Annotated in this window: 23 protein-coding genes and 1 tRNA gene; 4 read left to right on the forward strand and 20 right to left on the reverse strand. The window is 71.0% G+C overall.

Features of this window, described 5'->3' with window-relative positions; all coding sequences use genetic code 11:
• Window positions 1-7: 7 nt before the first annotated feature.
• On the reverse strand, window positions 8-526 hold the full coding sequence (locus K318_RS0105805; protein WP_029088788.1) for a hypothetical protein: 519 nt from the start codon (window positions 524-526) through the stop codon (window positions 8-10).
• 150 nt (window positions 527-676) lie between these two features.
• Window positions 677-749, reverse strand: a tRNA-Ala gene (locus tag K318_RS0105810).
• Between the two features lie 132 nt (window positions 750-881).
• On the opposite strand from K318_RS0105810, the gene K318_RS19740 reads away from it, so the two are divergent.
• Window positions 882-1823, forward strand: coding sequence for an alpha/beta fold hydrolase (locus K318_RS19740; RefSeq protein ID WP_051297604.1), 942 nt, complete (start codon window positions 882-884; stop codon window positions 1821-1823).
• Between the two features lie 90 nt (window positions 1824-1913).
• Window positions 1914-3026 carry a glycosyltransferase family 4 protein gene (locus K318_RS0105820; RefSeq protein WP_029088789.1) on the forward strand — a complete coding sequence of 371 codons (1113 nt, stop codon included), beginning with the start codon at window positions 1914-1916 and terminating at the stop codon, window positions 3024-3026.
• Between the two features lie 78 nt (window positions 3027-3104).
• Here K318_RS0105820 and K318_RS0105825 read toward each other — a convergent pair whose 3' ends face one another.
• The 13 genes from K318_RS0105825 to K318_RS25490 all read right to left on the reverse strand — a co-directional run bounded on the left by K318_RS0105825 (window position 3105) and on the right by K318_RS25490 (window position 17369).
• Complete coding sequence (locus K318_RS0105825; RefSeq protein WP_029088790.1) at window positions 3105-3761, reverse strand: histidine phosphatase family protein; 657 nt, start codon at window positions 3759-3761, stop codon at window positions 3105-3107.
• A gap of 3 nt (window positions 3762-3764) precedes the next feature.
• Window positions 3765-4193 carry a ribosome silencing factor gene (gene rsfS / locus K318_RS0105830; RefSeq protein WP_029088791.1) on the reverse strand — a complete coding sequence of 143 codons (429 nt, stop codon included), beginning with the start codon at window positions 4191-4193 and terminating at the stop codon, window positions 3765-3767.
• 38 nt (window positions 4194-4231) lie between these two features.
• Entirely contained in the window at window positions 4232-5800 is a 1569-nt protein-coding gene (locus tag K318_RS0105835; protein WP_029088792.1) for a hypothetical protein, read from the reverse strand.
• Window positions 5793-6413 carry a nicotinate-nucleotide adenylyltransferase gene (gene nadD / locus K318_RS0105840; RefSeq protein ID WP_029088793.1) on the reverse strand — a complete coding sequence of 207 codons (621 nt, stop codon included), beginning with the start codon at window positions 6411-6413 and terminating at the stop codon, window positions 5793-5795. Before nadD ends, K318_RS0105835 begins: the two co-directional genes overlap by 8 nt.
• A 60-nt stretch (window positions 6414-6473) precedes the next feature.
• Entirely contained in the window at window positions 6474-6629 is a 156-nt protein-coding gene (locus tag K318_RS24955; protein ID WP_169721449.1) for a hypothetical protein, read from the reverse strand.
• Window positions 6630-6768: 139 nt separating this feature from the next.
• Window positions 6769-8055: a glutamate-5-semialdehyde dehydrogenase gene (locus tag K318_RS0105850; protein WP_029088794.1), complete on the reverse strand. Its 1287-nt coding sequence runs from the start codon at window positions 8053-8055 to the stop codon at window positions 6769-6771.
• Window positions 8052-9206 (reverse strand): glutamate 5-kinase, encoded by a 1155-nt coding sequence (gene proB / locus K318_RS0105855; protein ID WP_029088795.1) that lies wholly within the window; start codon window positions 9204-9206, stop codon window positions 8052-8054. Before proB ends, K318_RS0105850 begins: the two co-directional genes overlap by 4 nt.
• Window positions 9203-10732, reverse strand: coding sequence for a GTPase ObgE (obgE, locus tag K318_RS0105860; RefSeq protein ID WP_029088796.1), 1530 nt, complete (start codon window positions 10730-10732; stop codon window positions 9203-9205). Before obgE ends, proB begins: the two co-directional genes overlap by 4 nt.
• Window positions 10733-10882: 150 nt before the next feature.
• Window positions 10883-11134, reverse strand: coding sequence for a 50S ribosomal protein L27 (rpmA, locus tag K318_RS0105865; RefSeq protein ID WP_029088797.1), 252 nt, complete (start codon window positions 11132-11134; stop codon window positions 10883-10885).
• A 26-nt stretch (window positions 11135-11160) separates the two neighbouring features.
• Complete coding sequence (gene rplU / locus K318_RS0105870; protein WP_029088798.1) at window positions 11161-11469, reverse strand: 50S ribosomal protein L21; 309 nt, start codon at window positions 11467-11469, stop codon at window positions 11161-11163.
• A gap of 216 nt (window positions 11470-11685) precedes the next feature.
• Complete coding sequence (locus K318_RS0105875; protein ID WP_029088799.1) at window positions 11686-12027, reverse strand: chorismate mutase; 342 nt, start codon at window positions 12025-12027, stop codon at window positions 11686-11688.
• Window positions 12028-12169: 142 nt separating this feature from the next.
• Window positions 12170-13744, reverse strand: a complete 1575-nt coding sequence (locus tag K318_RS0105880) for an alanine/glycine:cation symporter family protein (protein ID WP_084499761.1) — start codon at window positions 13742-13744, stop codon at window positions 12170-12172.
• A gap of 280 nt (window positions 13745-14024) precedes the next feature.
• On the reverse strand, window positions 14025-17369 hold the full coding sequence (locus K318_RS25490) for an Rne/Rng family ribonuclease (protein WP_051297605.1): 3345 nt from the start codon (window positions 17367-17369) through the stop codon (window positions 14025-14027).
• A gap of 340 nt (window positions 17370-17709) precedes the next feature.
• On the opposite strand from K318_RS25490, the gene K318_RS0105890 reads away from it, so the two are divergent.
• Entirely contained in the window at window positions 17710-18354 is a 645-nt protein-coding gene (locus K318_RS0105890; protein WP_245579778.1) for a vitamin K epoxide reductase family protein, read from the forward strand.
• Between the two features lie 201 nt (window positions 18355-18555).
• Here K318_RS0105890 and ndk read toward each other — a convergent pair whose 3' ends face one another.
• The 5 genes from ndk to K318_RS0105915 all read right to left on the reverse strand — a co-directional run bounded on the left by ndk (window position 18556) and on the right by K318_RS0105915 (window position 25622).
• Window positions 18556-18975, reverse strand: coding sequence for a nucleoside-diphosphate kinase (ndk, locus tag K318_RS0105895; RefSeq protein WP_029088802.1), 420 nt, complete (start codon window positions 18973-18975; stop codon window positions 18556-18558).
• 96 nt (window positions 18976-19071) lie between these two features.
• A complete protein-coding gene (locus K318_RS0105900) occupies window positions 19072-19476 on the reverse strand; it encodes a DUF4233 domain-containing protein (RefSeq protein WP_051297606.1) in 405 nt (134 codons plus the stop codon).
• The gene (locus K318_RS19750) at window positions 19473-20897 is read right to left on the reverse strand and encodes a bifunctional folylpolyglutamate synthase/dihydrofolate synthase (protein ID WP_035280738.1); all 1425 of its coding nucleotides are present in this window, start codon (window positions 20895-20897) and stop codon (window positions 19473-19475) included. Before K318_RS19750 ends, K318_RS0105900 begins: the two co-directional genes overlap by 4 nt.
• On the reverse strand, window positions 20894-24214 hold the full coding sequence (ileS, locus tag K318_RS0105910) for an isoleucine--tRNA ligase (RefSeq protein WP_029088804.1): 3321 nt from the start codon (window positions 24212-24214) through the stop codon (window positions 20894-20896). The genes K318_RS19750 and ileS overlap by 4 nt, the downstream gene beginning before the upstream one ends.
• A 418-nt stretch (window positions 24215-24632) precedes the next feature.
• The gene (locus tag K318_RS0105915) at window positions 24633-25622 is read right to left on the reverse strand and encodes an NADP-dependent oxidoreductase (RefSeq protein ID WP_051297607.1); all 990 of its coding nucleotides are present in this window, start codon (window positions 25620-25622) and stop codon (window positions 24633-24635) included.
• Window positions 25623-25791: 169 nt separating this feature from the next.
• On the opposite strand from K318_RS0105915, the gene K318_RS0105920 reads away from it, so the two are divergent.
• On the forward strand, window positions 25792-26934 hold the full coding sequence (locus tag K318_RS0105920) for a calcium:cation antiporter (RefSeq protein WP_029088806.1): 1143 nt from the start codon (window positions 25792-25794) through the stop codon (window positions 26932-26934).
• The last annotated feature ends 18 nt before the right edge of the window (window positions 26935-26952 follow it).

Genomic DNA, 26952 nt, shown 5'->3' on the forward strand with positions numbered 1-26952 from the left:
CGGGGAGTCAGGCCTCGTGCGCCGACCCGGCGACGTTCGGGGCCTCCGCCCCGAACTCCGGACCGGCGGCGATCTGCATCTCCTCCGGATCGGCCGACATCGGCCCTTCGCGGGAGAGCGTCCAGCGGCCTGCGCGAACACCAGTCTCGATCAGTTCGGCCAATCCTCGCAGATGTTCCCGCCAGGAGGCACCGGCGACGATCTGCGCAACCTCGCTCAGCCCCACGGGTCCTCCCCGACGGGCGCGGAGCAGTGCATTGAGTGCGGCGGCGGCGCGGATGCCCCTGCTCTCCTCGTCCGCCTTCCACCAGGCCCGGCCGCGCTCCCCCAGGGCGATCTTCGCATCGTGCACACGGGTCCGCGCTGAGGTCTCGCCGCTCCCGATGAGCCGCCGTGCCCGCATCAGCTCACCGACGAGCTCCTGCTTCAGCGGTGCGGGGATGGCCGGATCGGCGGCTCTCCACCTCCGCCCCTCGACCACGATGTACCGACCGTCTTCGGTCAGCCGGGCCTGCGCTCTCCCCATGTCTCCCACTGTAGTCCGCGGGGAGCGGCGGTGACGGCAATTCGAAGTCTGCGCTGACACCCCGGTCTCCGGGGCGGCCTTTCCCATCGCACAACGAAGGAACCCTGTCCCACGAACACGTGGGACAGGGTTCCTGCTCTTCACTCTCTGTGGAGGTAAGGGGATTCGAACCCCTGACCTTCTCCATGCCATGGAGACGCGCTACCAACTGCGCCATACCCCCGCGCTGCTCAGGATGTCCCGGCAACGAGAACCAGATTAGACCATCATCGCGCGGACAGACAATTCCGATGCGGGTGTGGTCCATCACACCGACCTCCAGCCGCCCCGCACCGCCGGTCCCTAGACTTGCCCCATGCACTTCCCCGCCGCCCGCGCCCTGACCGCCGGCACCGATCTGCCCTGGCACAGCCCCGGCCCCGCCCCGGCCGTGTTCGCGTACCCGGCCCGCACCTCGGCGCCCGGCCGTGAGCCCGCCTCGGGCGCCGCCCGGCCGGTCCTCCTCATCCACGGATTCCGCGGCGACCACCACGGACTCTCGCTCATCGCCCATGAGCTGCGCGGGCACGACGCCTTCGTCCCGGACCTGCCCGGCTTCGGGCGCACCCCGCCCCCGCCCGAGGGCCTGAGCCTCGACTTCTACGCCGCCCACATCGCCGCGCTCGCCCGCTCGCTCACGGAGACGACCGGCAGCGCGCCCCTCCTCGTCGGCCACAGCTTCGGCTCGATCCTCGCCGCACACGCCCTCGCCCGGCAGCCGGACATCTCCCCCGGCCTCGGCCTCCTCAGCCCCATCGTCGTCCCCGCACTGCAGGGCTCCGCGGGCTTCCTCACCCAGCTCACCCGGCTCTACTACGCCGTCGGCCGCGCGCTTCCGGAGCGCGCGGGCAGCGCCCTCCTCGCGCACCCGCTCATCGTCCGCGCCATGAGCGAGGTCATGGCCACCACCCGCGACCGCCGCCTGCGCGCCTACATCCACCACCAGCACGCCCTCCACTTCTCCGACTACGCCGATCGCGCCGCACTGGCACAGGCCTACGAGGTCTCCATCCGGCACACCGTCGCCGAGGCCGCCCCCGGTCTCGCACAGGCGCACCGGCCCGTGCTGCTCGTCGCCGGGGACGCCGACCTCATCGCCCCCGTCACCGCGGCGCGGGATCTCCGCACAGAGCTGTCCGACTCCGGTCTCGACGTCTCGCTCACGGAGCTTCCGGGCGCAGGCCACCTCATCCACTACGAGCGTCCCGCCGAGACCGCTGCCGCCCTCGCCTCCTTCGCCGCCCGCCTCCGCATCTGAGCACACTCTGCTCCGAGCACACCCAGTTCCGAGCACACCCTGACGACCGGCCCATCACCGGCCCAGTCCCCGCCGCTACGCTGGTCTGCCATGAGGCTCCTCTTCGACGCGCGCTACACCCGTGTCCCCCGACACGACGGCATCTCCCGCTACGGGGCAGGCATCCTCGCCGCACTCCTGCGGCTCACGGAACACCGTCCGGACATCGAGGTCGAAGCGCTCATCAGCGACGAGGCCCAGCTGCACATGTTCCCCCCGGTCGCCTGGCACCGCGTGAACGCCCCCACCTCCGCCGCCGAGCCCCTGCTCGCACGCCGGCTCAACGCGCTCCGCCCGGACGTGGTCTTCTCGCCCATGCAGACGATGGGCACAGGAGGCCGCGACTACCGCCTCATCCTCACGCTCCACGACCTCATCTACTATTCCCACCCGACTCCCCCGCGCGACATGCCGCTGCCCGTCCGCGGTCTCTGGCGCCTCTATCACCTCGCGTACTGGCCGCAGCGGCTGCTGCTCAACCGCGCCGACGCCGTCGCAACCGTCTCCGAGACCACGGCCGCCCTCATCGCCGAGCACCGGCTCACTGGCCGACCCGTCGCCGTCATCCCCAATGCCGCAGATCCCGTGCGGCCCCTGCCCGTCCGGAGCAGCGGGCACAACGCGAAGAGCCTCGTCTACATGGGCTCGTTCCTGCCGTACAAGAACGTCGAGTCCCTCATCCGCGCGCTCCGGCACCTGCCGGGCTACACCCTGCATCTCGCCTCCGGCATCGCGCCCGCGGTCGAGGCCCGCCTCCGCGCGCTCGTCCCGGACCGGGCGCGAGTCGTCTTCCACCGCGGGATCGGCGACGAGGACTACGCTCGGCTGCTCGATTCCTCCACCGCGCTCGTGAGTGCCTCCCTCGCCGAAGGCTTCGGCCTGCCCGTCGTCGAGGCGATGGCCCGCGGCCTGCCCGTCGCGCTCACGGACATGCCCATCTTCCGCGAGATCGCGGGCACGGAGGCCGGAGGGAGAGCACCCGCGCGCTTCTTCGACCCGCTCGATCCGGCCGACATCGCCGCACGGATCCGCGAACTCGAGGACCCCGAGACATGGGCGGCCGCCTCTGCCGCCGCACCCGGCCGCGCCGCCGCCTATTCCTGGGACGATTCCGCCGCCCGCCTCCTCGCCCTCGCCGAGGAGCTCCACGGACACCAGCGCTGATCCGCCGAGTGAGCGGTTCCTGTCGCTTTCAGCATCGCAATCCGACAGAAACCGCTCACTCGGCGGGTTGAGAAGAGGTCAGGCGACTGGCGCGCTCTCCTGTTCGAGGGGCACCGCGGCGGCCACGGCCTCAGTGCCGCCGCCCCACTGGCGGAGCACCCAGCCGTGCCGGCCCGGGGTGAGCAGCGCATAGGTGGCATTCGTGAGCACGCCGAGCGCACCCGTCGCCCGCGGATCGAAGCCCAGCAGCAGCTCCGTCGCCCCGCGGATCACAGCGCCGTGTGCGACGAGTGCGAGCGTCGCCTCCTCCGGGGTCTCCTCCACGAGGCGCTCCACCGCCCGATGCACACGCTGCGCGGACTCGATGCGGCTCTCGCCGCCGGGAGGTCGCATGTCCACACCGTCGAACCAGTCCTGCAGCTCCGTGGGCCAGGTCCGCCCGACCTCCTCACGGGTCAGCCCCTCCCACTCCCCCACCGTGATCTCACGCAGCTGAGGATCGAGCTCCACGCCGAGGCCGGTGGCCCCACCCAGCGCCTCGGCGGTCTGCCGGGCCCGCGTGAGGTCGGATGAGACGATGCGCGTGATCTCCTGCGTCTGCGCGAGGTGAGCACCGGCCGCCTTAGCCTGTGCGAGCCCCAGGGAATCCAGCGGCACGTCGATCTGTCCCTGGAACCTCCCGGACGCGTTGTAGGCGGTCCGGCCGTGCCGCAGCAGGATGAGCGAACGGACCACGGCTCAGCCCTCCTCGGAGGGAACCTGCGCAGCAGTCCCGCCGTCGTCGGAGCGCGCCTCCGCCTCGGCGAGCGCATCGGCGACGTCGATGGTCGGGCAGTCCTTCCACAGGCGCTCGAGCGCGTAGAACTCCCGGTCCTCGGCGGCGAACACGTGGACGATGATGTCCGCGTAGTCGAGGAGCACCCAGCGGCCGCTCTCCTGCCCCTCGCGGCGCTGGCGCTTGACTCCGTGCCTCTTGAAGAGCTCTTCCTCCACCCGGTCGACGATCGCACGGACCTGCCTTTCGGACGGCGCCGAGGCGATGACGAAGGCGTCGGTGATGACGAGTTGATCGCTGACGTCGAGGGCGACGATGTCGGTGCCCAGCCTCTCAGCCGCGGCGAATGCGGCGGTGCGGGCGAGCTCGATCGATTCAGGTGTGGCGGCCACGGGGTCCTTCCGAATGGGGTGGGTGCGGGATGCGGAGGTCAGAGGAGCAGGAACAGAGCGATGACGACGAGGGCGAGTGCGAGCACTCCCGCTGCGCCCAGGGCGATGTAGGGCACCATCGAGCCGCGTTCGCCCACGAGGATCTCACCGTCCTCGTGCGTGACGGAGCGCGCGCTCATGGGGCCCACGGGCGGTGACGAGAGCTCCGCATCCTCGGCATCGTCCGCGTCGTCGGGCAGTCCGTCGATGCCCATCCCGCGCCACTGCTCGGCACCGGCGGAGAGGCGCTGCCGTCCCTCGGCCCGCGCCGGGCCCTGCTGCACCGTCCCGGAGCCGGTCGGCTCGTCCGCGATCTCGATCGCGTCGATGGGCGTGGTGGGCGGATCCGCGAGCCCGTCCGCGGGATCAGGCGTGATGGGCAGGGCACCCGTCACCACGCGGATGTTCCCGCCGGTGGGCGGCTGCACGACGGGCGAGCGCCGCCGCATCGGCAGCTCCGAGTCCTGCATATCGGCCGGTGAGATCACCGCGGTCGAGCTCGTCGCGAAGTCCGGTCCGGACTGCGAGGAGTCGATGCGGCGCTGCGCGAGATCGGCCAGGGGCCGCTCGTGCTGGGAGAAGGCGCTCTGGACGCCGAAGAGGGAGGAACGTCCGGAGGCGGCCCCAGCGCCGGGCTCTGCCTGCGCGGGCTGCTCCGCCTCCATGCGCCCGTCCGCCTCCGGCTGGGCGGAGACGCGCTCGGTCTCTGCATTCACAGAGGCGTCACCCGCCGGACCGTCCGCGTTGCCGCCGTCGGCCGGCGCTGCCGGTCCGGGGCCCCACGCCGTCGCTGCCTCAGCGGGTTCGGTCGTGTCCTCGGCGGGCTCCGCCTGGGCGGTGTCGACAGCGTCCTCACCGGTCGCAGACGACTGAGCGGGAGCTTCCCCGGATGCCGAAGGCCCGCCGTCCGGGACGGTGATCGGCGCCTCGGGTGCAGCGACCTCCGGCAGGCTGGCGCCCGTGTCCGGACCAGCCGTGTCCGGACCTGCCGAGTCCTGCCCGGCCGAGTCCTGCCCGGCCGTGTCATGGCCGGAGGCCGGCTCAGCCGCATCGGCAGCTGCCCCGGCGGAGTCCTTCTGCCCGGCGCGCTCTGCCAGCACCAGGGGGATCGAGGCGGTGGGAATGTCGGAGGGCAGATCGTGCTCCCGCAGGAAGCGCTTGCGCTCACCCCTGGTCGCGAAGCTCGGAACCTCGAAGTCCGCTGGGTCCACGGCCTCTGCCGAGGACTCTGCTGTCGAAGCCTCCTCGTCGGGCGCTGCTGCGGGCGGCGCGGAGTGCTCTGCCGCCGAGGCGGGTTCCGCCTGCGGCGGATGCGCCGGCGGAGGCGGGAGGACCTGCTGGGGAGCGACGGGAGCCTGACGAGGGGCGACCGGCGGCTGGACGGGCTGCGGCGGCGCCCAGGCGGGAGCCTGCGGCTCGGCGGGCGCTGCCTGGGTCTCCTGCTCCTGTGCCGCGGGCAGCGACTCGGCCTCCCCCGCGCCGTTCGCATCCTGTGGAGCGTCGGCTGCCTCCTTGGCGAGCTTCTCCGCTTCGCGACGCTCGCGCCGCGTCATGAACTTCTCAGCCAATGTCACTCCTGTACAAGTTGTGCTTCGCGATGTACTGCACGACTCCGTCCGGGACCAGGTACCAGACGGGCAGGCCCGAATGTGCCCGACGCCGGCAGTCCGTCGACGAGATCGCGAGCGCGGGGATCTGAAGCAGGCTCAGGTTCCCCTCCGGCAGGCCGTCCCCGGAGAGGTCGTGGCCCGGCCGCGAGACGCCCACGAAGTGCGCGAGCGAGAAGAGCACATCCGCGTCCTTCCAGGACAGGATCTGCTCGAGCGCGTCCGCTCCCGTGATGAAGTACAGGTCCGTGTCCTCACCGTACACCCCGCGCAGGTCCATGAGGGTGTCGATGGTGTATGTCTGCCCCGGCCGGTCGATGTCCACGCGCGAGACCGTGAAGCGCGGATTGGATGCCGTCGCGATCACCGTCATGAGGTAGCGGTGCTCCGGAGCGGTCACCTGCCTGTCCGACTTCTGCCAGGGGCGGCCGGTAGGGACGAACACCACCTCGTCGAGGTCGAATGTCGCGGCGGCCTCGCTCGCGGCGACGAGGTGGCCGTGGTGGACGGGGTCGAAGGTGCCGCCCATGACGCCCACTCGGCGGGGGCGGGGCGCTCTCTGCTCTGCTTTCACTGCTCTGCGAGTTCCGTGTCGCCGCGGCGGACTGCGCTGAGCCCGCCGCGGCGGCGTCCGTCAGTGACGGTGCGCGACGCCCTTCCAGGACAGCGTGATGACGCCCAGCGTCATGAGGATGGCGATGGTGATGAGGCCGTAGGCCAGCGGCGGGATCGGGAGTTCATAGACGACATGGGTCGCCTCTTCGACGGCTGCGAGGACCTCGGTCTGCATTGTGTCCATCCTTCTGTGTCGGGGTGACGGCGTTGAACCGCCACCATTCTCTCATGAGCCGGGACTGTCGGCCGTCCCGGCGTCCTCCGCCGCGCTCCTGGCGAGCGTGCGCGCTGCGCGCTCCGGAGCCCAGCGGCTCTCAGGAGCGGATCTGGCCGGAACCGCGCATGATCCACTTCGTGGTGGTGAGCGCTTCGAGGCCCATGGGGCCCCGCGCGTGCAGCTTCTGGGTGGAGATGCCCACCTCTGCGCCCAGCCCCAGCTGGCCGCCGTCGGTGAACCGCGTCGAGACGTTCACTCCCACAGCAGCCGCGTCGATGGCCTGCACGAACGTCTCCGCGTTCGCGAGGTCGTTGGTGACGATGACCTCCGTGTGGCCGGAGCTGTACGCGTGGATGTGCTCGATGGCCTCGTCGATGCTCGACACGAGCTTCACCGCGATCTCGAGGCCCAGGTACTCCTTCGCCCAGTCCCGGCGCGTCACCCGGCGGATCCGCACGCCCTCCGGGGCGAACTCCTCCACCGCCCGGTCCGCGCGGATCGTCACGCCCGCCTCGGCGAGCTTCCCGAGCACCTTGGGCAGCACGCGCTTCGCGGCCTTCTCGTGCACGAGCAGGTTCTCCAGCGCATTGCAGACGCTGGGCCGGTGCGTCTTCGAGTTGAGCACGAGGTCGACCGCCATCCGCACCGGGGCGGTGGAGTCGAGGAACATGTGCACATTGCCCACTCCGGTCTCGATGACCGGCACGATCGACTCGTGCACGACTGCGGAGATGAGCTCCGCCCCGCCGCGCGGGACGAGGAGGTCCACGTAGTCGCGGGCCTGCATGAGGACGGTCGCGCCCTCCCGGCCGAACTCGTCGATGCCGGCGACAGAGTCCTCCGGCAGCCCCGCGGAGGCCACCGCCCCCCGCAGCAGGTCCACCAGCAGGGTGTTCGAGGAGCGCGCGGCGGATCCGCCGCGCAGCACCACCGCGTTGCCGGCCTTGAGCGCGAGCGCGGCGATGTCCACCGTGACGTTCGGGCGGGCCTCGTAGATCGCGCCCACCACGCCCATCGGCACCCGCTCCTGGGTCACGCTCATGGCATTGGGCATCGTGCGGCCGGAGATCACGGTCCCCACGGGATCCGGGAGACCGATCACCTCGCGGACGGCCTCCGCGATGTCGAGCACGCGCGCCTCGGTGAGCGTCAGCCGGTCGACGAGGGGCTCCTCCATGCCCTTCTTGTGGGCGGTCTCGATGTCCTCGGCGTTGGCCGCGAGGATGTCCGCCGCATTCGCCTCGAGGGCGCGGGCGATCGCCTCGAGCGCCGCGTCCTTCTGCGCTGCCGAGGCCTGCGCGAGTGCGCCCGAGGCCGCCTTGGCCGCCGCGACGATGCGGGTGACCCCGCGCACGGTGCGGGGGCTGGGATCAGTCGTCGTCATATCTCCGCTTTCTCGAAGACCGCCTCCGTGAGGACCAGGTCGTTCCGGTGGATGACCTCTCTACGGTAGTCCGCCCCGTGCCGCTCGCCCAACTCCTCGGAGCTCAGCCCGAACATCGCGGGCAGCTCCGCGGCGGAGAAGTTCACGATCCCCCGGGCCACGAGAGACCCGTCCGGCGCTCTCACGTCCACCGGGTCACCCGCCTCGAACTCCCCGCTGACGCCGGTCACGCCTACCGCGAGCAGCGAGGTGCCCTGCCGCCGCACGGCGCGCTCGGCTCCCGCGTCGATCGTGACGGCGCCCATCGTCCGCGCGAGGTGCGCGAGCCACAGCAGCCGGGTCGCGCGCCTCCTGTGCGTGATGCCGAACGCCGTGCCGCTCGTGTGCCCCGCCAGCGCTTCCCCGATGTGATCGGCGGAGGTGAGGATGGTCGGGATGCCGGAGTCGGCGGCCATCGTCGCGGCCTGGACCTTCGTGACCATGCCGCCGGAGCCGATCCCCGCCGCGCCGATCCCGCCGATGCTCATCTCCGCGAGCTCGCTCGGCCCGCCCACATAGCTGACCCGCTGGCTGCCGGGATGGTCCGGCGGGGCGGTGAGCAGGGCCTCGACGTCGGACAGGAGCACGAGCGCATCCGCATGGGCGAGGTGCGCCACGAGGGCGGCGAGGCGATCGTTGTCCCCGAACCGGATCTCCTGCGTGGCGACCGCGTCGTTCTCGTTCACGACCGGGAGCATGCCGAGCGAGATCATCCGGTTCAGCGCCCGCTGCGCGTTCCGGTACTGCGTCCTGCGGATGAGGTCCTCGGCGGTGAGCAGCACCTGCGCCGGAACGAGGCCGTAGTCGCGCAGGCCCGCGTTGTAGGCGGCCATGAGCAGGCTCTGCCCCACCCCCGCAGCCGCCTGCTGAGTCGCGAGATCGCGGGGGCGCCGCGCAAGGCCCATCGGCTCGAGTCCCGCGGCGATCGCGCCGGAGGACACCAGGATCACCTCGCGGCCGCCCCGGCGATGCGCCCCGAGCGCATCCGCGATCCTCCGCAGCCGATTGTGGTCGAGCCCGCCCTCGAGCGTGGTGAGGGACGATGAGCCGACCTTGACCACGACACGGCGGGCATCGCGGACGAGCGCCCTGGCCTGGGCCTCAGCGCTCACCTGTCGTCCTCCGCGCCGCCGTTCCGCCTCTCCGCCAGACGCTCCGCCTCGAACTCGGCACGGGTGGCCGCCTTCGCGTCCATCCGCTCGTGGAACGCCGCCTTGCGCTCCTTGCGCGTGGCCCGGCCGCTCTCCTCGAGCCGCAGGTCCGTCCCGCGCGAGCCCAGCAGCTCCGCACCGCCGACCATCGTGGGGTCCCAGTCGAAGACGACTCCGTCATCGGGGCCGATCACCACGGTGTCCCCGGGCCTCGCACCGGCCCGGAACAGCTCCTCCTCGACGCCGAGCCGCTCGAGGCGGTCACCCAGATAGCCCACCGCCTCGTCGTTGGCGAAGTCCGTCTGCATGACCCAGCGCTCGGGCTTGGAGCCGAGGATCCGGTAGAGCACGTCCTCGCCGGCGGCCTCCGCGACGACGGAGAAGCCCTTGTCGTCGACGGCGGCCGGCCGCAGCACGATCCGCTCGCGGTCGGCGGGCTCGGCCTCGTGCCGCGCCCGTTCGGCCTCCACCAGCTCGGCCATCGCGAACGACAGCTCGCGCAGACCGGTGTGCGCGACGGCCGAGACCTCGAAGACCCGATACCCCGCCTCCTCGAGTTCGGGGCGCACGATCTCCGCGAGCGCGCGCCCATCGGGATCGTCGACCTTGTTGAGCGCGACGAGGGCCGGCCGCTCGTCGAGCGGCAGCAGATCGCCGCCGTGGGCGATGTCCACGGCGTACTGGGACAGCTCGGCTTCGATCGCGCGGAGGTCTCCCACCGGATCCCGCGAGGTGTCCCAGGTCGAGAGGTCGACGACGTGGACGAGGGCCGCGCACCGCTCGACGTGGCGCAGGAACTCGAGCCCCAGCCCCTTCCCATGTGCGGCCCCGGGGATGAGCCCGGGCACGTCCGCCACGGTGTAGCGGGTGCCGCCGGCCTCGACGACGCCCAGATTGGGCACGAGGGTGGTGAAGGGGTACTCGGCGATCTTGGGGCGTGCGGCCGAGAGCGCGGCGATGAGACTCGACTTGCCCGCCGAGGGGAAGCCCACGAGGGCGATGTCGGCGACCGTCTTGACCTCGAGGACGATGTCGCGGCGCTCACCGGGCAGACCGAGCAGCGCGAAGCCGGGGGCCTTGCGCTTGGTCGAGGCCAGCGCGGCATTGCCGAGGCCTCCGCGCCCGCCCTCCGCGGCGATGAACCGCGTGCCCGCTCCCACGAGGTCCGCGAGCACCTCTCCCTCGGGGGTCTTGACGACGGTGCCCTCCGGCACGGGCAGCACGAGATCGCCCCCGTCGGAGCCGTGGCGCAGATCGCCCCGCCCGATCCCGCCGCTGTCAGCCCTGCGGTGGGGGCTGCGGTGATAGGGCAGCAGCGTCGTGGTCTGATCGTCGACGACGAGCACCACATTGCCGCCGTTGCCGCCGTTGGCACCGTCAGGACCGCCCAGGGGCTTGAACTTCTCACGGCGGACGGACACGCAGCCGTCTCCGCCGTCGCCTGCTGCCACGTGCAGCGTGACGCGGTCGATGAACTCAGTGGCCATGATCTCCTCACGGGCCCCCGGCACAGTCGTGGCCGAGGCGGGTGGCCCCGCACGCGGCGAGGACGGTGGTGGTGATGTGTGCAGGATACGCGAACGGGGCGAGTCGGAATCGACTCGCCCCGCTCGAGAGCATCGTGATGCCGGCCGGTGTCAGCCTGCGACGATGTTGACGACCTTGCGACCGCCCTTGGCGCCGAACTCGACGGTGCCCGCGGACAGTGCGAACAGCGTGTCGTCGCCCCCGCGGCCCACGTTGGAGCCGGGGTGGAAGCGGGTGCCGCGCTGACGCACGAGGATCTCACCCGCATTCACGAGCTGACCGCCGAAGCGCTTCACGCCCAGGCGCTGAGCATTGGAGTCGCGGCCGTTCTTGCTGGAGCTGACGCCCTTCTTGCTTGCCATACGCTTGTCTCCTTAACTCTGGTCGCTCAGGCGATGCCGGTGATCTTCAGGCGGGTGAGCTCCTGGCGGTGGCCCTGGCGCTTCTTGTAGCCCGTCTTGTTCTTATACTTCTGGATGACGATCTTGGGCCCGCGGAGCTCGTTGAGCACCTCAGCGGAGACCTTGACCTTCGCAAGCGCCTCGGTGTCCGTGGTGACGGAGTCGCCGTCCACGTGCAGGACTGCGGGGAGCTCGACGGACTCGCCGGCCTCAGCCTTGATGCGGTTGACGGTGATGACGTCGCCGACGCTGACCTTCTCCTGGTGGCCGCCGGCGCGAACGATGGCATAGACCATATGCGTCCCCTTCTGCTCCTGCGCACAGCACTGCGCCGCGCGTCTTGTACATTCACGAGTGGGCGATTCCCACCTTGGCTCCGCCTCGCACGACCGGCGGCATCCGCACTGCTGCGGATCGCACATGGCTGCGCGGCGGCACCCATTACGAGGGGGAATCTGCCCGGGTGCCCTCAGAGCACCGACGCGTAACTCTACCCGAACCCGGGAGGCCGGTCAAAGCTGCGGTCGCACCGCGCCGGGCTTCGTTCCCGCCTCCCCCGCGATCCGCTCGTGGTGCCGGATGACCTCCGCCACGATGAATGCGAGGAAGGTCTCGGCGAACTCGGGATCGAGATGCGATTCCTCTGCGAGCCCCCGCAGGCGCTCCACCTGCCGCGCTTCGCGCTCCGGATCCGCCGGCGGCAGGGAGTGCTCCGCCTTGAGCCTGCCCACCCGCTCCGTGAGCTTGAACCGCTCGGCCAGCACGTGGACCAGCACCGCGTCCAGGTTGTCGATGCTCGACCGCAGGCTCGCGAGCTCCTCCGGAACACCCGCGTCAGAGCTGTTCCCTGTCATACCGCATCCTCCTGGGCCGGATCGTGATTGCGGGCACAAGGATACACAGGCCCCGGACGCACAGCGCGCGGCGCTCACCTGCCGATGCAGGTGAGCGCCGCTCACTCAGATGTTTGAGCCCCGATGGAGCCGAGCTCAGCTCTCAGGCATTGCCCTGCTGCTCCCGGATCTGAGCGAGGTGCTCCTCATCCTCCGCGCCCAGCTCATGGAGCCGGCCGGACTTCCGGTCGGCCAGGTACTGCTTCATCTCCTTCTTCACCACCGGCATGAGGAAGTACAGACCGAGGATGTTGACGAAGGCGCAGCAGAACAGCGCGGCATCCGAGAAGTCGACGACCGTGCCGAAGGAGGCGAGGCAGCCGATGACGATGAAGGTCATGAGAATGAGCTTGAAGACAAGATCAGTGGAGGAGCGCTTGCCGAACAGGTAGTGCCAGGCCTTCTCCCCGTAGTACGCCCAGGTGATGAGCGTGGAGAGGGCGAAGAGCATGACCGCGATCGCGAGCAGAATCGGCCACCAGGGGGTGATGGTGGCGAAGGCCGCGGAGACGAGGGAGACACCGTCCGGGGTCTCACCGCCGTCGATCACCTGCTGCATGGCCTGCTCGTAGACGATCCCGCCGCCGATCACGACGGTGAGGGCCGTCATGAGGCAGACGACGACAGTGTCGAGGAAGGGCTCGAGAAGGGCGACGAAGCCCTCGGACACCGGCCTGCGGGTCTTCACGGCCGAGTGCGCGATGGGAGCAGAGCCGATTCCGGCCTCGTTCGAGAACGCCGAGCGCTGGAAGCCGACGATCATGGTGCCGATCAGCCCGCCGAATCCTGCCTCCGGCGTGAATGCCCCGGCCACGATCTCGCCGAGCGCGGGCAGGATCTGGCCGGCGTTGCCGAGGATGACGATGAGGCAGGAGAGGATGTAGAAGATGCCCATCGCCGGCACCAGCTTGCTGGTCACCCGGCCGATCGACTTGATCCCGCCGATGATCACGGCACCCACGAGCCCCGCGATGAGGAAGCCCATGATGAGCCCGCCGATGGGCGCCGCGAAGAAGCCCTCCTGCCCGCCGGTCACCTCACGGATCTGAACCGCTGTCTGGTTGGACTGGAACATGCCCGCACCGGCAACGCCGAACAGCAGGATCGCGATGGCGAAGAAGCCGGTGAGCGCATTCGAGACGGGTCCGGGGAAGCGCTTGAATGCGACCGGGAGATACTTGAAGGGGCCGCCGTCGACGGTCCCGTCCTCCCTGATCTCCCGGTACTTCACACCGAGCGTGCATTCGACGAATTTGGTGCACATGCCGAGCAGACCGGCAATGACCATCCAGAAGGCGGCACCGGGCCCGCCGAGGGCCAGCGCCGCGCCGACGCCGGCGATGTTGCCGAGGCCCACGGTGCCCGAGACCGCCGAGGTGAGCGCCTGGAAGTGAGTGATCTCGCCCGGGTCGTCGGAGCGCGAGAATTTGCCCCGCACGACTTCGAGAGCGACCTTGAAGCCGCGGAACTGGATGAAGCCGAAGTAGACCGTGAAGATGGCCGCGGCGACGATGAGCCAGAAGACGACGATCGGCAGGGGGCCGACCGAGTAGAAGACGATTCCGGAGAACCATGCGACCACAGGGTCAAGGGCGCCGTTGACTGCATCCTCGATCCGGCGGACCTGTTCCTGTCCCGCGGGTTGCGCAAGGGTGTATGCGCTCAGTTGTGTGCTCATGGAGCCAGACCGTACCTGTGATTCACGTCACCCGGGAGTCCCTGCACCCCCTCCGTGACGCTCGTTACGTTATCGTAACCGCGGCCGCCCCCGGGGTCCCCCAGAACGAACAGGCGGGTTGCTGTGCCGAACGACGCCGCCTGATCCCCGGCTCCTTGTGCGCTCCGCACGCTGCAGGGCATCTGCTGGGGGATCCGCCCTCGGCGCGAGGCACACAGACCGGCACCCGGTGCGAGGAGATCACTCCTGCACCGGGTGCCTGCGGATGCTCCTGTGCGTATCAGTCGTCCATGCCGATGAGGAGGATGGGAGCCGCCGCCTTGGGGGCCTCCTCCTTCGCGGAAGCGGCCTGCTTCGCAGGAGCCCCCTCCCCTGCTGCGTTCGGCGCCTCGGCCGCCGCCGCGCGCTCGGCAGGAGCTGCCTTGACCGGTGCCTTGCGCTGAATGCTCGTCACCGTGTCGGCGCCGATCATGAGCGGTGCAGGTCCGCTCGGCTCCGGGGCCGGCTCCGGCGTCCGGATCTCGGCCGGTGCCTGAGTCGCGGCGGGAACCGATGCGGAGGCCGCGCCTTCCTGCGCCGAGGCCGCCTCCTCGCGGGAGTCACCCGCAGAGGAGCTCTCCGTCCTCGCCTCGCCGGAACCGCCGCGGCTGCGCGAACGCCGGCTGCGCGAGCGCTTGCGGGGCGCCTCGGACTCCTCGGCGCCGCCCTCGGAGCGCTGCTGCGAGCCCGCGTCGCCGGAACCGTCCTGCGCACCGGCGTCCTTCTCCGCAGAGCCCCTGGCGGAGGAGTCCTTCGCACCCGCCCCCCTGCGCTTGGAGCCGCTGCCGTCCGAGCCCTTGTCGTCCGAGCCCGCCGACTCGGAGTCGTGCTTGAGCGTCGCCTTCGCGATCGCGGCGACGGCGCTGCGCGACTGCTCGGTCTTCTCATCTGCCTCGTGCTGATCCGAAGCCTGCGATTCGGAGTCCTGACCCCGGCCCTTCCGGCGGCCGCTGCGGCGATCGCCCTTCTCGCTCTTGGAGGATCCCCCGCTCTGCTCCCCCGGTTCGGTGCCCGGCAGGAGGAGACCGCGGCCGGAGAGGTCCTCGCCCGCTGCGGTGAAGGACTCGGCGAGACCGGTGCCGATCCGCTTGCGGGTCATCTGGACGAGTCCGAGCGAGGTCACCTCAGCGACCTGGTGGCGCGTGCGATCGCGGGCGAGGCACTCGACCAGCCGGCGCGTGACGAGGTCCCGATTGGCCTCCAGCACCATGTCGATGAAGTCCACGACGATGATGCCGCCGATGTCGCGCAGGCGCAGCTGCCGGATGACCTCCTCGGCCGCCTCGAGGTTGTTCTTGGTGACGGTCTCCTCGAGGTTGCCGCCGGAGCCGGTGAACTTGCCCGTGTTGACGTCGATCACCGTCATCGCCTCGGTGCGGTCGATGACGAGCGAGCCGCCCGAGGGGAGATTCACCTTGCGGCTGAGCGCCTTCTCGATCTGCTCGCTCACGCGGAAGTGGTCGAAGATGTCGGTGCCCTCGGAGGCGGCCTGAGCCGTCGCCGTCCCCTTGGCCCCGTAGCGGCTCACGCGCTCGAGCAGGTCCGGCGCCACGGCCTCGACGTACTCGTGGATGGTGTCCCACGCGGAGTCCCCGTCGATGACGAGCGAGTCGAAGTCCTCGTTGAAGACATCGCGGATGATGCGGACGATCATGTCCGGCTCGCTGTAGAGGAGCTTGGGCGCAGACGTCTTCGGCGCCTGCGACTTCTTGGTGATCGTCTCCCAGCGCCGGGACAGGCGCTCGACATCGCGGCGCAGCTCCTCGTCCGAGGCGCCCTCCGAGGCCGTGCGGACGATGACGCCCGCATCCGCCGGCAGGATCTCCTTGAGGAGCTTCTTGAGGCGCGCGCGCTCGTTGTCCGGCAGCTTGCGGCTGATGCCGGTCATGGAGTTCCCCGGGATGTAGACGAGGAACCGGCCGGGCAGCGAGATCTGGCTGGTCAGGCGCGCGCCCTTGTGACCCACGGGGTCCTTCGTCACCTGCACGAGGACATGGTCGCCGGAGCTCAGCGCCTGTTCGATCCGGTGGGGCTTGCCGTTCATGCCGAGCGCGTCCCAGTTCACCTCGCCGGCGTAGAGCACGGCGTTCCGGCCCTTGCCGATGTCGATGAAGGCCGCCTCCATCGAGGGCAGCACGTTCTGGACCTTCCCCAGGTAGACGTTGCCGATGAGGGAGGCCTGCGCCCTGTGCTCGCTCAGGTAGTGCTCCACCGCGATGCCGTCCTCCAGCACCGCGAGCTGCGTGCGCCCGGACTGCTCGCGGACGAGCATGGTGCGGGTGACGGACTCGCGGCGAGCGAGGAACTCGGCCTCCGTGAGGAGGGGACGCCTGCGGCCGGCCTCGCGGCCCTCGCGGCGGCGCTGGCGCTTGGCCTCGAGCCTCGTGGAGCCCTTGACGCCGGTCACCTCGTCGTCGGAGGACTGGCCCTCGCGCCGGGAGCCGCGCGCCCGCCGGCGACGGCGCCGCCGCGACCCCTCGTCCTCGCCTTCGTCCTCGGAGTCCTCGGCACCGTCCTCGCGGCCGGAGGCGCCGCCCCGGGGGGAGTCCTCCCCCTTGCGCCGGCCACTCTGGTCCTTGCCGGAACCCTGCGAGCCCTCGGCATCCGTGCCCGCTCCGCCGGAGCCCTCCGCGTCGCCCGCGGAATCTCCGGAGCGGCCCTCGGCCGAACCGTCACCGGACTTCGAGTCGCTGGTCTTCTTCGACTCGCCCGACCGGGCCTCGCCGCCGCGGCGCCTGCGGCCGCGCCGGTTCCGGCGATCGTCGTCCGAGTCCTCGTCTGCGTCCGCCTGCGCGCTGTCGGCCGAGCCGTCGCGGTCGTCGCCCTCGTCGCCGGAGCCCTCCCCGTCGCGGCCGCGGCTGCGCGAACGCCGGCCCCGACCGCCGCGGCGCCGGCGCGAGCGGCCTCGGCCGTCGTCGTCGGAATCGTCGTCCGTGTCGTCGGTGTCGTCTCCGGCACGATCCTCGGAATCGACGTCGTCCCCGGACGGCTCCTCGTCACCGGAGTACCCGCCCTGCTCGTCTTCGTCGTCCTCGTCGTCGAACCAGTCCGATTCGACCGGCTGGGCGAGCTCCTCCTGGGGCGCCTGGAACAGCAGGCCCCCGCCGGCCGGGGCGGTGAAGGGGGTGAACTCCCCCGCCGGCGCGCCCGAGGAGTGGGAGAACGGCGAGAACGGGTTCCCCGAGGCCGACGCAGCCGCGCCCGGCTCACGGTCCTCGTCCTCCGCGACCTCGGCATCGTCATCGGCCTCATGGGTGTCGGCGATGTAGGACTCGAACACGAGCCCCCTGTTCGCCACCGAGGCGCGGGCGGACTTCCGGGCCGGCCGCGCATCCGCAGCGGCCTCCGCCTCGGCCTCGTCATGGTCTCGGGCGTCCCGGGCAGACGCCGCGCCGCGCTCAGGCTCGCGATCGCGGAGGTGGCCGGCGACCTCGGCGATGTCGTCGAGGAGCGCCCTGGCATCGGAGCGGGGATCGGCCTCGGCGTCCTCCGGCTCATCGGCGGGCTGCCGGGAGGCGCGGAGCGATTCGAGATCGGCGAGGATGGCGGCCGTCGGGTCGGGACGGTCTTCGTCAGTCGTGGACATGCGGTGGTTCTCCTGTCCGCAGACGCTGCGCCACACCTGCGCCGCGCCTGCGGTGTTTCGGCTGTGCCCGGCGTACCGTGGCGGGCTCCTGAAACCTTCGGTGCGCTCACGCCGCCCGGCTCGCGCAGTGTTCGCGCGGCGGCCGGCGGCGTACCGCTTCTGCTCTGGCTACCGGCTGGGAATGATGCGCGCCGGTGCGGCGTGCTGCTCAGCTCGGTGGAAGCGGACGAACGATCCGGGTGTGGTCGGATCAGCACCGCTCTCATTATGTCACAGCGTGGCCTGCCCCCGTCGCTCACGGGCTTTGCACAGGCTGAATGTCGGCTGGCATCCTTCTGCTGTGAGCACTGAGACCGAGAGCCTGCAGACCGGGCAGCAGCAGGCCCCGCAGGCCTGGTATCAGAGGAGCGTGCCGCTCGGCGTCCTCCTCATCGTCACGGGCGCGATCGGGCTGCTCTCCGCCTTCGAGCTCTCCGTCGACAAGATCCGGCTGCTGCGCGATGAGAACGCGGTGCTCTCCTGCGATCTCAACCCCTTCTTCTCCTGCAGCAGCGTCATGACCTACCCGCAGTCGGAGATCTTCGGCTTCCCCAACCAGTTCCTGGGGATCGGCGCCTTCGCCGTGCCGATCATGCTCGGCGCGCTCCTCGTCGCCGGCGTCGAGCTGCCCCGCTGGTTCATGACCGGGCTGAACATCGGCCTGCTCGGCGGAGTCGTCATGGTCACCTACCTCCAGTACGCATCGCTGTTCGAGATCGGTGCCGGCTGCCCGTGGTGCATGGTCGTCTGGGTGGTGACGATCCTGCAGTTCTGCGTCGTCACAGCCCGGAGCGCGCGCGCAGGCGCCTTCGGCGCGGTGCTGCGCGACAGCCTCGTCGCTCGCGTGCTCTCCGGCATGCCGCTGGCCATCGCGGGCCTCTGGCTGTTCATCGTCGCCGCCGTCGTCCTCGTGCAGTTCTGGACCTTCTTCAGCGCGCAGCTCTGAGGCAGGCGGTCGCGCCACCATGCAGCCTCCGCAGCGCCACTGCGTCTCCGCGTCGCTGCCCCGCGTCTCCGGAACAGCACGCTTCAGCGTGCTGTTCCGGAGATGCGCGACCGGACCCCGGAGAAAATAGCCGAGCCTCCTGCCGCACACATCAGCGGTGCGCGGGCAGGAGGCTCGGCGGGCACCCTCAGCAGATCAGCCTCAGCGGCCGGGGAACCAGATGGCGATCTCGCGCTCGGCGGACTCGACGGAGTCGGAGCCGTGCACGATGTTCTTCTGCACCTTCTCACCCCAGTCCCGGCCCAGATCGCCGCGGATGGTGCCGGGGGCCGCGGTCGTGGGATCGGTGGCCCCGGCGAGCGAGCGGAAGCCGGCGATCACGCCGTCGCCCGCAGCGATGACCGCGAGCACCGGCCCGGAGGACATGAAGTCGACGAGCGGCTGGTGGAAGGGCTTGCCCTCGTGCTCGGCGTAGTGCGCGGCGAGCTGCTCCGGCTTCGCCTCCACCAGCTCGACGGCCTGCAGGACATAGCCCTTGCGCTCGATCCGGGCGAGCACCTCGCCGGACAGCCCGCGGGCGACGCCGTCGGGCTTCACGAGGATGAGGGTGCGTTCGGTCATGGCTCTCCTTGACGTTCTCTGCGATGACGGGCCGGCGGACCGACCGCTCCGCACACGATTCTAGGCGCGGCGCGGCGTGCGCACGGCGGCAGGGCCTCACTCGCCCCGCGCGGTCTTCTCCCGGTCGATCCTCCGGCCCCAGTACACGCCCACGGCCCACATCGTCCCGAACACCACCGCGATCACGATCATCGCCGGCATGACGATGCCCATCGCGAGCAGCAGCACCTGGCCGATCCAGCCGAGCAGGATGCCGGGCCTGTGCTCGCCCCGGCGCCGGGGCAGCAGGACCACGGCCGCGATGAGCAGCACCGCGATCCCGCTGAGCACCGCGATGAAGGCCCCGAACCCCAGGAGCTCCGGACGCAGACCGAAGCCCGTGAGGCCGGCGAAGTAGAGGCACAGCACCTCGCTGATGAGGACCGTGCCGCACAGCACGGGCAGCTGGGAGCGCGGCGCCCGCGCCCCGCCGGCGCCCGCTTCACCGGAGTCCGCGCTCATGCGGCATCCCCCCGGTGGAGGAGGACGCGGGCCTCGGCGACCGTGAGCAGGGAACCGGTCACGACGATGCCCGCGCGCGCCTGCTCGCCGGAGGCCGCCTCGGCGGTGTCAGCGAGGTCGATCGCGCGCATGAGCGCGTCCTTGACGGTGGGGGCGATCAGGACGTCCTCGGGATCGAACCACTCCCGTGCGGCGGCGGCCAGCACCTCAGGGTCCATCGCGCGGTCGCTGAGGGCCTGGGTGATCACCACCCGGTCCGCGAACCTGCTCACCTGCTCGAGTACGCCGTGCGGGTCCTTGTCCGCGAACATTCCGAGCACGAGCGTCGTGTCCGTGAGGTCGAAGGCCTCGGCCATCGTCTCCGCGAGCACCGTCGCGGCCGCGGGATTGTGCGCGCCGTCGACGAGGATCGTCGGCTCCGCCTTGAGCACCTCGAGGCGGCCCGGGCTGCTCATGGCCGCGAACGCATCCGTGACCGGCTCCGGGCTCAGCGGCCGCTCGCCGCCGGTGAGGAACGCCTCCACGAGCGCGAGCGCCACCGCCGCATTGTGGGCCTGGTGCTCACCGTGCAGGGGCAGGAACAGCTCAGGATAGTCGCCGCCGAGGCCGCGGATGCTCACGAGCTGGCCGTCGACGGCGAGCGTGCGCTCGAGGACGCCGAAGCCCTGGCCCTCGGCCCACGCGGTCACGCCCCTGCGCTCCACCTCCGCGGCCAGCACCCGCTCCGCCGCATCGTCCGGCTGCGCGGCGATGACCGCGTACGGCTCCGGCGCCGGCGTAGGGTCGACGCTCCGGTCGAGGATGCCGGCCTTGGTCCGCGCGATCTCCTCGACGGTGTCGCCGAGGAAGCCCTGGTGGTCCAGGCCCACCGCGGTGAAGCCGCATACCTGCGCGTCCACCACGTTGGTCGAGTCCCATTCGCCGCCCATGCCCACCTCGAGCACCATGACGTCCACCGGCGCGTCCGCGAAGACCGCGAGCGCGAGGACGGTGAGCGCCTCGAAGAAGGTGAGCGGCGCACGCTCCTCGGCGGCCAGCTGCGCATCCACGAGCTCGAGGAACGGCGCGATCTCGTCGTAGACGCGCACGAAGTCCGGGACCGCGACCTCCGCGCCGTCCACGCTGATCCGCTCCGTGACGCGTGTGAGGTGCGGGCTCGTGAAGCGCCCCACCCGCAGATCGTGCGCGGTCAGCAGCGTGTCGACCATGCGGGCGGTCGAGGTCTTGCCGTTCGTGCCCGTCACCGTGATCGCCGGGGCCGCGGTGTGGATGTCTCCCAGCAGCTCGCAGGCCCGGCGGGTGGCGTCGAGGCGCAGCTCCACGAGCGTCTCCCCCGCGCGCGCCAGCAGCGCGGCGTAGACCCGCGCGAGCTCGTCCGCGTGCTGCGGGTTCAGCTCCGCTTCCGGTTCCTGTGCGCTCATGCGGGCACCTCCGCTGCGTGCCGGGCCACGGCGACGACCGCGTCGCCGCCGAGCTCCTCCGTCGCGAAGGTGCCTGCCGCGGCATCGGCGGCCGGCGCCTCCGCGGCGGGGGCCAGGGTGAGCTGGAGCGTGAGGGTCTCCCCTGCCACGAGGTCCCGGTGGGCCTCCAGCGCGGACAGGGCGCTCTCACCGGCCCACACCGTCACGCTGATGCGGTCGGTCACGGCGAGGTCGAGCTGCTTGCGGACGCCCTGGATCGCGCGGACGGCATCGCGGGCGGTGCCCTCGGCGGCGAGCTCGTCGGTCACCGTGGTGTCGAGGGCGATGAAGCCCCCATCCACGGTCGCGAGCACCTGGGAGTCGCTGGCCGACTCCGCGATCTCCTCGAGCGCGTACTCGCCCTCGGCCAGCACGATCCCGCCCGCGGTGACGACCTCGCCGTCCACGGACCAGTCTCCGGTCTTCGAGCCCCGGATCGCGAGCTGCACGTCCCTGCCCAGGCGCGGTCCGGCCGCACGGGCGTTGACGGTGAGCCTGCGCTCGAAGACGAAGCCCGCCTCGCGCGCCGCGGCCGGCGGGAGCACCCGCACGCGCTTGACGTTGAGCTCCTCGGCGATGATCGCGGTGAACTCCTCCCCGAGCGCGAGATCGGTGACGAGGACGAGCTCCGACAGCGGCAGGCGCACGCGCAGGTTCTTCGCCTTGCGCAGCGCGGAACCGGCCGAGCAGACGGCGCGGGTGAAGTCCATCGCGTCGACGAGGTCCTGGTCCGCGGGGAACTCCGCGGCGTCCGGGAAGTCCTCGAGGTGCACGGAGCGGCGGCCGGTCAGCGACTTGAAGATCTCCTCGGCCGCGAACGGCAGCAGCGGGGCGATCGCGGTGATCGTCGCCTCGAAGGCCGTCGCGAAGACGTCGAAGGTCTCGTGCGTCTCCTCCGTGCCTGCCCAGAACCGGCGGCGCGAGCGGCGCACGTACCAGTTCGTGAGCATGTCGAGGTGGCTCTGGGTGAGGGCGCACGCGTTCCAGATGTCGTAGGAGTCCATCGCCGCCTGATAGGCGTCGAGGAACTCGCGGGTCTTCGCCACGAGGTAGCGGTCGAGCACCTGCGAGGACTCGAGTGAGCGCTTGGCCTCGTAGCCGGTGCCCGGGCCGGCGGATCCGTCCGCGGTGTTGGCGTAGGTGGCGAAGAACTGCCAGGCGTTCCACAGCGGCAGCAGCACCTGGCGCACGCCGTCGCGGATGCCCTGCTCCGTGACGACGAGGTTGCCGCCGCGCAGGATGGGGCTGGACATGAGGAACCAGCGCATGGCGTCCGAGCCGTCGCGGTCGAAGACCTCGCTGACATCGGGGTAGTTCCGCAGGCTCTTGGACATCTTCTGCCCGTCCGAGCCGAGCACGATGCCGTGGCAGATGACGTCCCTGAATGCAGGCTTCTCGAACAGCGCGGCGGCGAGGATGTGCAGCGTGTAGAACCAGCCGCGGGTCTGGCCGATGTACTCGACGATGAAGTCCGCCGGGTAGTGGTTCTCGAACCAGTCCGCGTTCTCGAAGGGGTAGTGCACCTGGCCGTAGGGCATCGAGCCGGAGTCGAACCAGACGTCGAGGATGTCCGGGACGCGGCGCATCGTGGACTTCCCCGTGGGGTCGTCGGGATTGGGGCGGGTGAGCTCGTCGATGTAGGGGCGGTGGAGGTTGGGCTCGCCGTCGGGGCCCACGGGCAGCCGGCCGAAGTCGCGCTCGAGCTCCGCGAAGGAGCCGTAGACGTCCGTGCGCGGGTGTGCGGGGTCGTCGGAGACCCACACCGGCACGGGCGAGCCCCAGAACCGGTTGCGGGTGATCGACCAGTCGCGGGCGTTCTCCAGCCACCTGCCGAACTGGCCGTGCTTGACGTTGCCCGGCACCCACGTGATCTCCTCGTTCGTGGCGAGCATCGTCTCCTTGATCTTCGTCACCGAGACGAACCACGAGGACACGGCGCGGTAGATGAGCGGGTTCCGGCAGCGCCAGCAGTGCGGATAGGAGTGCTCATAGGTCTCGTGGCGCACGAGCACCGCGGAGCGGCCCGCGAGCGGCCCGGTGTGATGCTTGAGATCGGCGATGATGCTCCGATTCGCATCGAACACCTGCTGGCCGGCGTAGTCCGGCACCTGGGAGTCGAAGCGGCCGGCGTCGTCCACGGGGCGCGCGGCGGTGATGCCGTAGGCATCGGTGAGCTCCTTGTCCTCCTCACCGAAGGCCGGCGACTGGTGGACGATGCCGGTGCCGTCCTCGGTCGTGACGAAGGGGGCGGCGAGGATCGTGTGGGTCCTCTCCCCCCAGCGGTCCTGCTGGTGCTCGAAGTACGGGAAGGGCGGCTCGTAGCGCAGGCCCAGCAGCTCCTCACCCGTGAACCGCGCGAGCACCTCCGGGCTCTCTCCCAGCTCGCGGGCATAGGCCCCGAGGCGGGCGGCGGCGAGCAGGAGCGTCTTCCCCGTCAGCTCCCCGGCCTCGTGCGCGGGGTCCGGGGTGACGGCGACGTACTCGACCTCGGGGTTGACCGCCATGGCCTGATTGGACGGGACCGTCCACGGCGTCGTGGTCCAGATGGCGGCCCATACCTCGCGCCCCTCGAGGCCGGCGGGCGCGTCGAGCAGGCGGTAGCCGATCGTCACGGCGGGGTCCTGGCGGGACTGGTAGACGTCGTCGTCCATGCGCAGCTCGTGGTTGGACAGCGGCGTCTCGTCCGACCAGCAGTAGGGCAGGACGCGGTAGCCCTCGTAGATGAGTCCCCTGTCGAACAGGGTCTTGAAGACCCACAGGACGGACTCCATGAAGGAGGGGTTGAGGGTCTTGTAGTCGTTCTCGAAGTCGACCCAGCGGCCCATCCGGTCGACGTACTCCTGCCATTCGTCCGTGTAGCGGAGGACGGAGGCGCGGGCGGCCTCGTTGAACCGGTCGATCCCCATCTCGAGGATCTCGTCCTTGGTCTTGAGCCCCAGCTGCTTCATGGCCTCGAGCTCAGCGGGCAGGCCGTGCGTGTCCCAGCCGAACCGGCGCTCGACCCGCTTGCCCCGCATGGTCTGGTAGCGCGGCACCACGTCCTTGACGTAGCTGGTGAGCAGGTGGCCGTAGTGCGGAAGGCCGTTGGCGAAGGGCGGACCGTCGTAGAAGACGAACTCGTTCTCACCGCTCTCGCCGGCGTCCCGGGACTCCACGCTTGCGCGGAACGTGTCGTCATCGGACCAGAAGTCCAGGATGCGGCGCTCCAGCTCCGGGAACGAGGGAGCGGCGGACAGGCCGAAGGCCGAGCCCTGCTTGGGGTAGATGTTCTCGCTCATGAGCGTCCTTGTGTGCGCGGACCGGGCCCCTCACGCGGTGCCCGACCCTGGTGGCGGTCGTCTCCCGTGCGAGGACGACTGCGCACTCCGGAAGCCGCCCCTCTCAGGCACGCACCCGTGACGCTGCCGCGGTACCACCCCGCTTATCCGCGCGCCGCATGCAGGCCCGGGCCGTGGCCCGCCCGCTGCGGACGCGGATCGCTCATTCGGCTGTGACGGGCCGCCCCGTCCGGTTCTACTGAGCGCGCCCGCCCCGCTGCGCGCGGGCGGCAGAGGCGCCGTTCTTCCGGATGCTCCCCGGTGATGGCCGGATCGATGCAGTGACGATGATAGCGCACCGCCGCCGAGGCGGGCCAGGCCGGCCGCACCCGCCCTCCCGGAGGGTGCGGCCTCGGCTCAGCCGAGTACGGCCTCGGGCTCACTCCGGGGCGGCGAGGAGGACGAGCTTGCCCGCCGTCCGGTCCGTCTCGCCGGCCTCGTGCGCGCGGGCGGCGTCAGCCAGCGGGAAGGTGCCGGCGATCCGCGCACGCAGCTGCCCGGCTTCGACGAGGTCGGCGATCGCCCGCATGCCCGCGTGGTCGTCCTCGACGAGGATGAGCGCGGCCCGCACCCCCAGCCTCTCCGCCTCCCCGTGCAGTCCCTCGGCCGCGACCGGGACGGTGGACACCAGGACGCCCCCGTGCCGGAGCGTGCGCAGGGAGCGCAGCTGGTAGTCCCCGCCGATGGTGTCGAGGACGACGTCTGCGTCCCGGACGGCCTCGGCGAAGTCCGTCTCGCGGTAGTCGATGACCTCATCGGCGCCCAGCTCGCGGACGAACGCGTGCTTGGGCGCGCTCGCGGTGCCGATGACGTACGCCCCGCGGGCCTTCGCGATCTGCACCGCGAGGTGCCCCACCCCGCCGGCGGCGGCATGGACGAGCACGCGGTCGCCGGCGCGCAGCCCCGCCGTGTCCACGAGCGACTGCCAGGCCGTCAGCGCCGCCAGCGGGAGCGCGCCGGCCTGCACGTGGTCGACGGAGGCGGGCTTGTGCGCGAAGGCGCGAGCGGGGCCGACGGCGTACTCGGCATGCGCTCCCGCTCCCTCGGGATAGGGCAGCATGCCGAAGACCTCATCGCCCGGGGAGAACAGCGTCACCCCGAGCCCGACCTCCTCGACGACCCCGGAGAGGTCCCAGCCCAGCACGAAGGGCGGCTGACCGAGGAAGCGTCCGGTGGCGCGGTGCTTCCAGTCCGTGGGGTTCACACTCGCGGCATGCACGCGCACCAGGATCTCGCTGATGCCCGGCGAGGGACGCGGCACCTCGACGAGCTCCAGGACCTCCGGGCCGCCGAGGCGCTCCTGCCGCACCGCGCGCATCGTCGCCGGCGTCGTGCCTGCCGGCGTCGTGCCTGCATCCAAACTGTTCATGGGGTGTCCTCCTGCGCCTGGACCGCTGTCCGCTCCATTGTGCCCTGCCGTCCCCGGAGGCCGTGCGGCGGGCGGAGGCGCACGGGGTACCATGGACTGCGGAATGCCGCCGGGACGACCTGCGCGGCTCAGCGCTCAGCCGGGACGACCCTGCAGAACAGGTGCTCCCGTGCCCACGTCGACGTCGTCCCGGACCGTGTTCACCCCGGTCGCGATCGCCCGCCCCCTCATCGGCTGGGTCTCATTCGCCGCCCTCACCCTCGCGGAGCCGCTGCTCGCCGGCCCCCTGCCCACGGCCGCGGTGTTCGCCGTGCTCGCCGCGATCGTCGCGGTCATCATCGTGTGCGCCTCCGGCGTCGTCGCCGAGGCCGAGTTCCTCGCCCGCCGTCTCGGCGATCCCTATGGGACCCTCGTGCTCACGCTCTCCATCGTGCTCATCGAGGTCATCCTCATCTCCGCGGTCATGCTGGGTCCGGGCGACCACGCCACCATCGCCCGCGATTCCGTCATCGCGGCGACGATGATCGTCCTCACGCTCGTCATCGGCGCCGCCCTGCTGGCCGGCGGTCTGCGCCACGACGATCTGCGGGTCAACCGGAGTGGGGTCTCGGCCTACCTCGCCCTCCTCGTCGTGCTCGTCGCCGTCGCGTTCGCCCTGCCGGCGGTCATCGGGACCGAGGGGTCGTACGCTCCCGGACAGGCGATCCCGGTGCTCGTGCTCACGGTCCTGCTCTACGGATTCTTCCTGTGGCGCCAGACGGGCGCCCAGCGCGGTGACTTCCAGGAGGTGGCCGGGCGCGCGGGAGGCGCACACTCCGGGGACCGGCGCCCGGCGCTGCGGACGGCCCTGCGCGAGCACCGGACCGAGATCATCGCACGCGCATGTCTTCTCGTGGCGGCCGTCTCCCCCATCGTCCTGCTCTCCCACGACATGGCCGCTCTCCTCGACGACGGCCTCGGCAGGCTGGGCGCCCCGGTCGCACTGTCCGGCATCCTCATCGCGATGATCGTGTTCCTCCCGGAGGCGCTCACCACGGTGCGCGCGGCATGGGCCGGCGAGACGCAGAGGATGAGCAACCTCGCCCACGGCGCGCTCGTCTCCTGCGTGGGGCTCACGCTGCCCGTCGTGCTGGCGATCGGCCTGCTCACCGGGCAGACCGTAGTCCTCGCCGAGAGCCCCGCCAACCTCCTCCTGCTGGGGGTGAGCCTGCTGCTGAGCCTCACGACCTTCAGCACAGGACGCGTGACCGCCCTGCACGGTGCCGCGCACCTGTTCGTCTTCGCGCTCTACGGGCTCAGCGTGTTCGCCTGAGTGCCCGCCTCATCCGCC

The organism is Brevibacterium album DSM 18261, from assembly GCF_000426445.1.
Lineage (GTDB): Bacteria > Actinomycetota > Actinomycetes > Actinomycetales > Brevibacteriaceae > Brevibacterium > Brevibacterium album.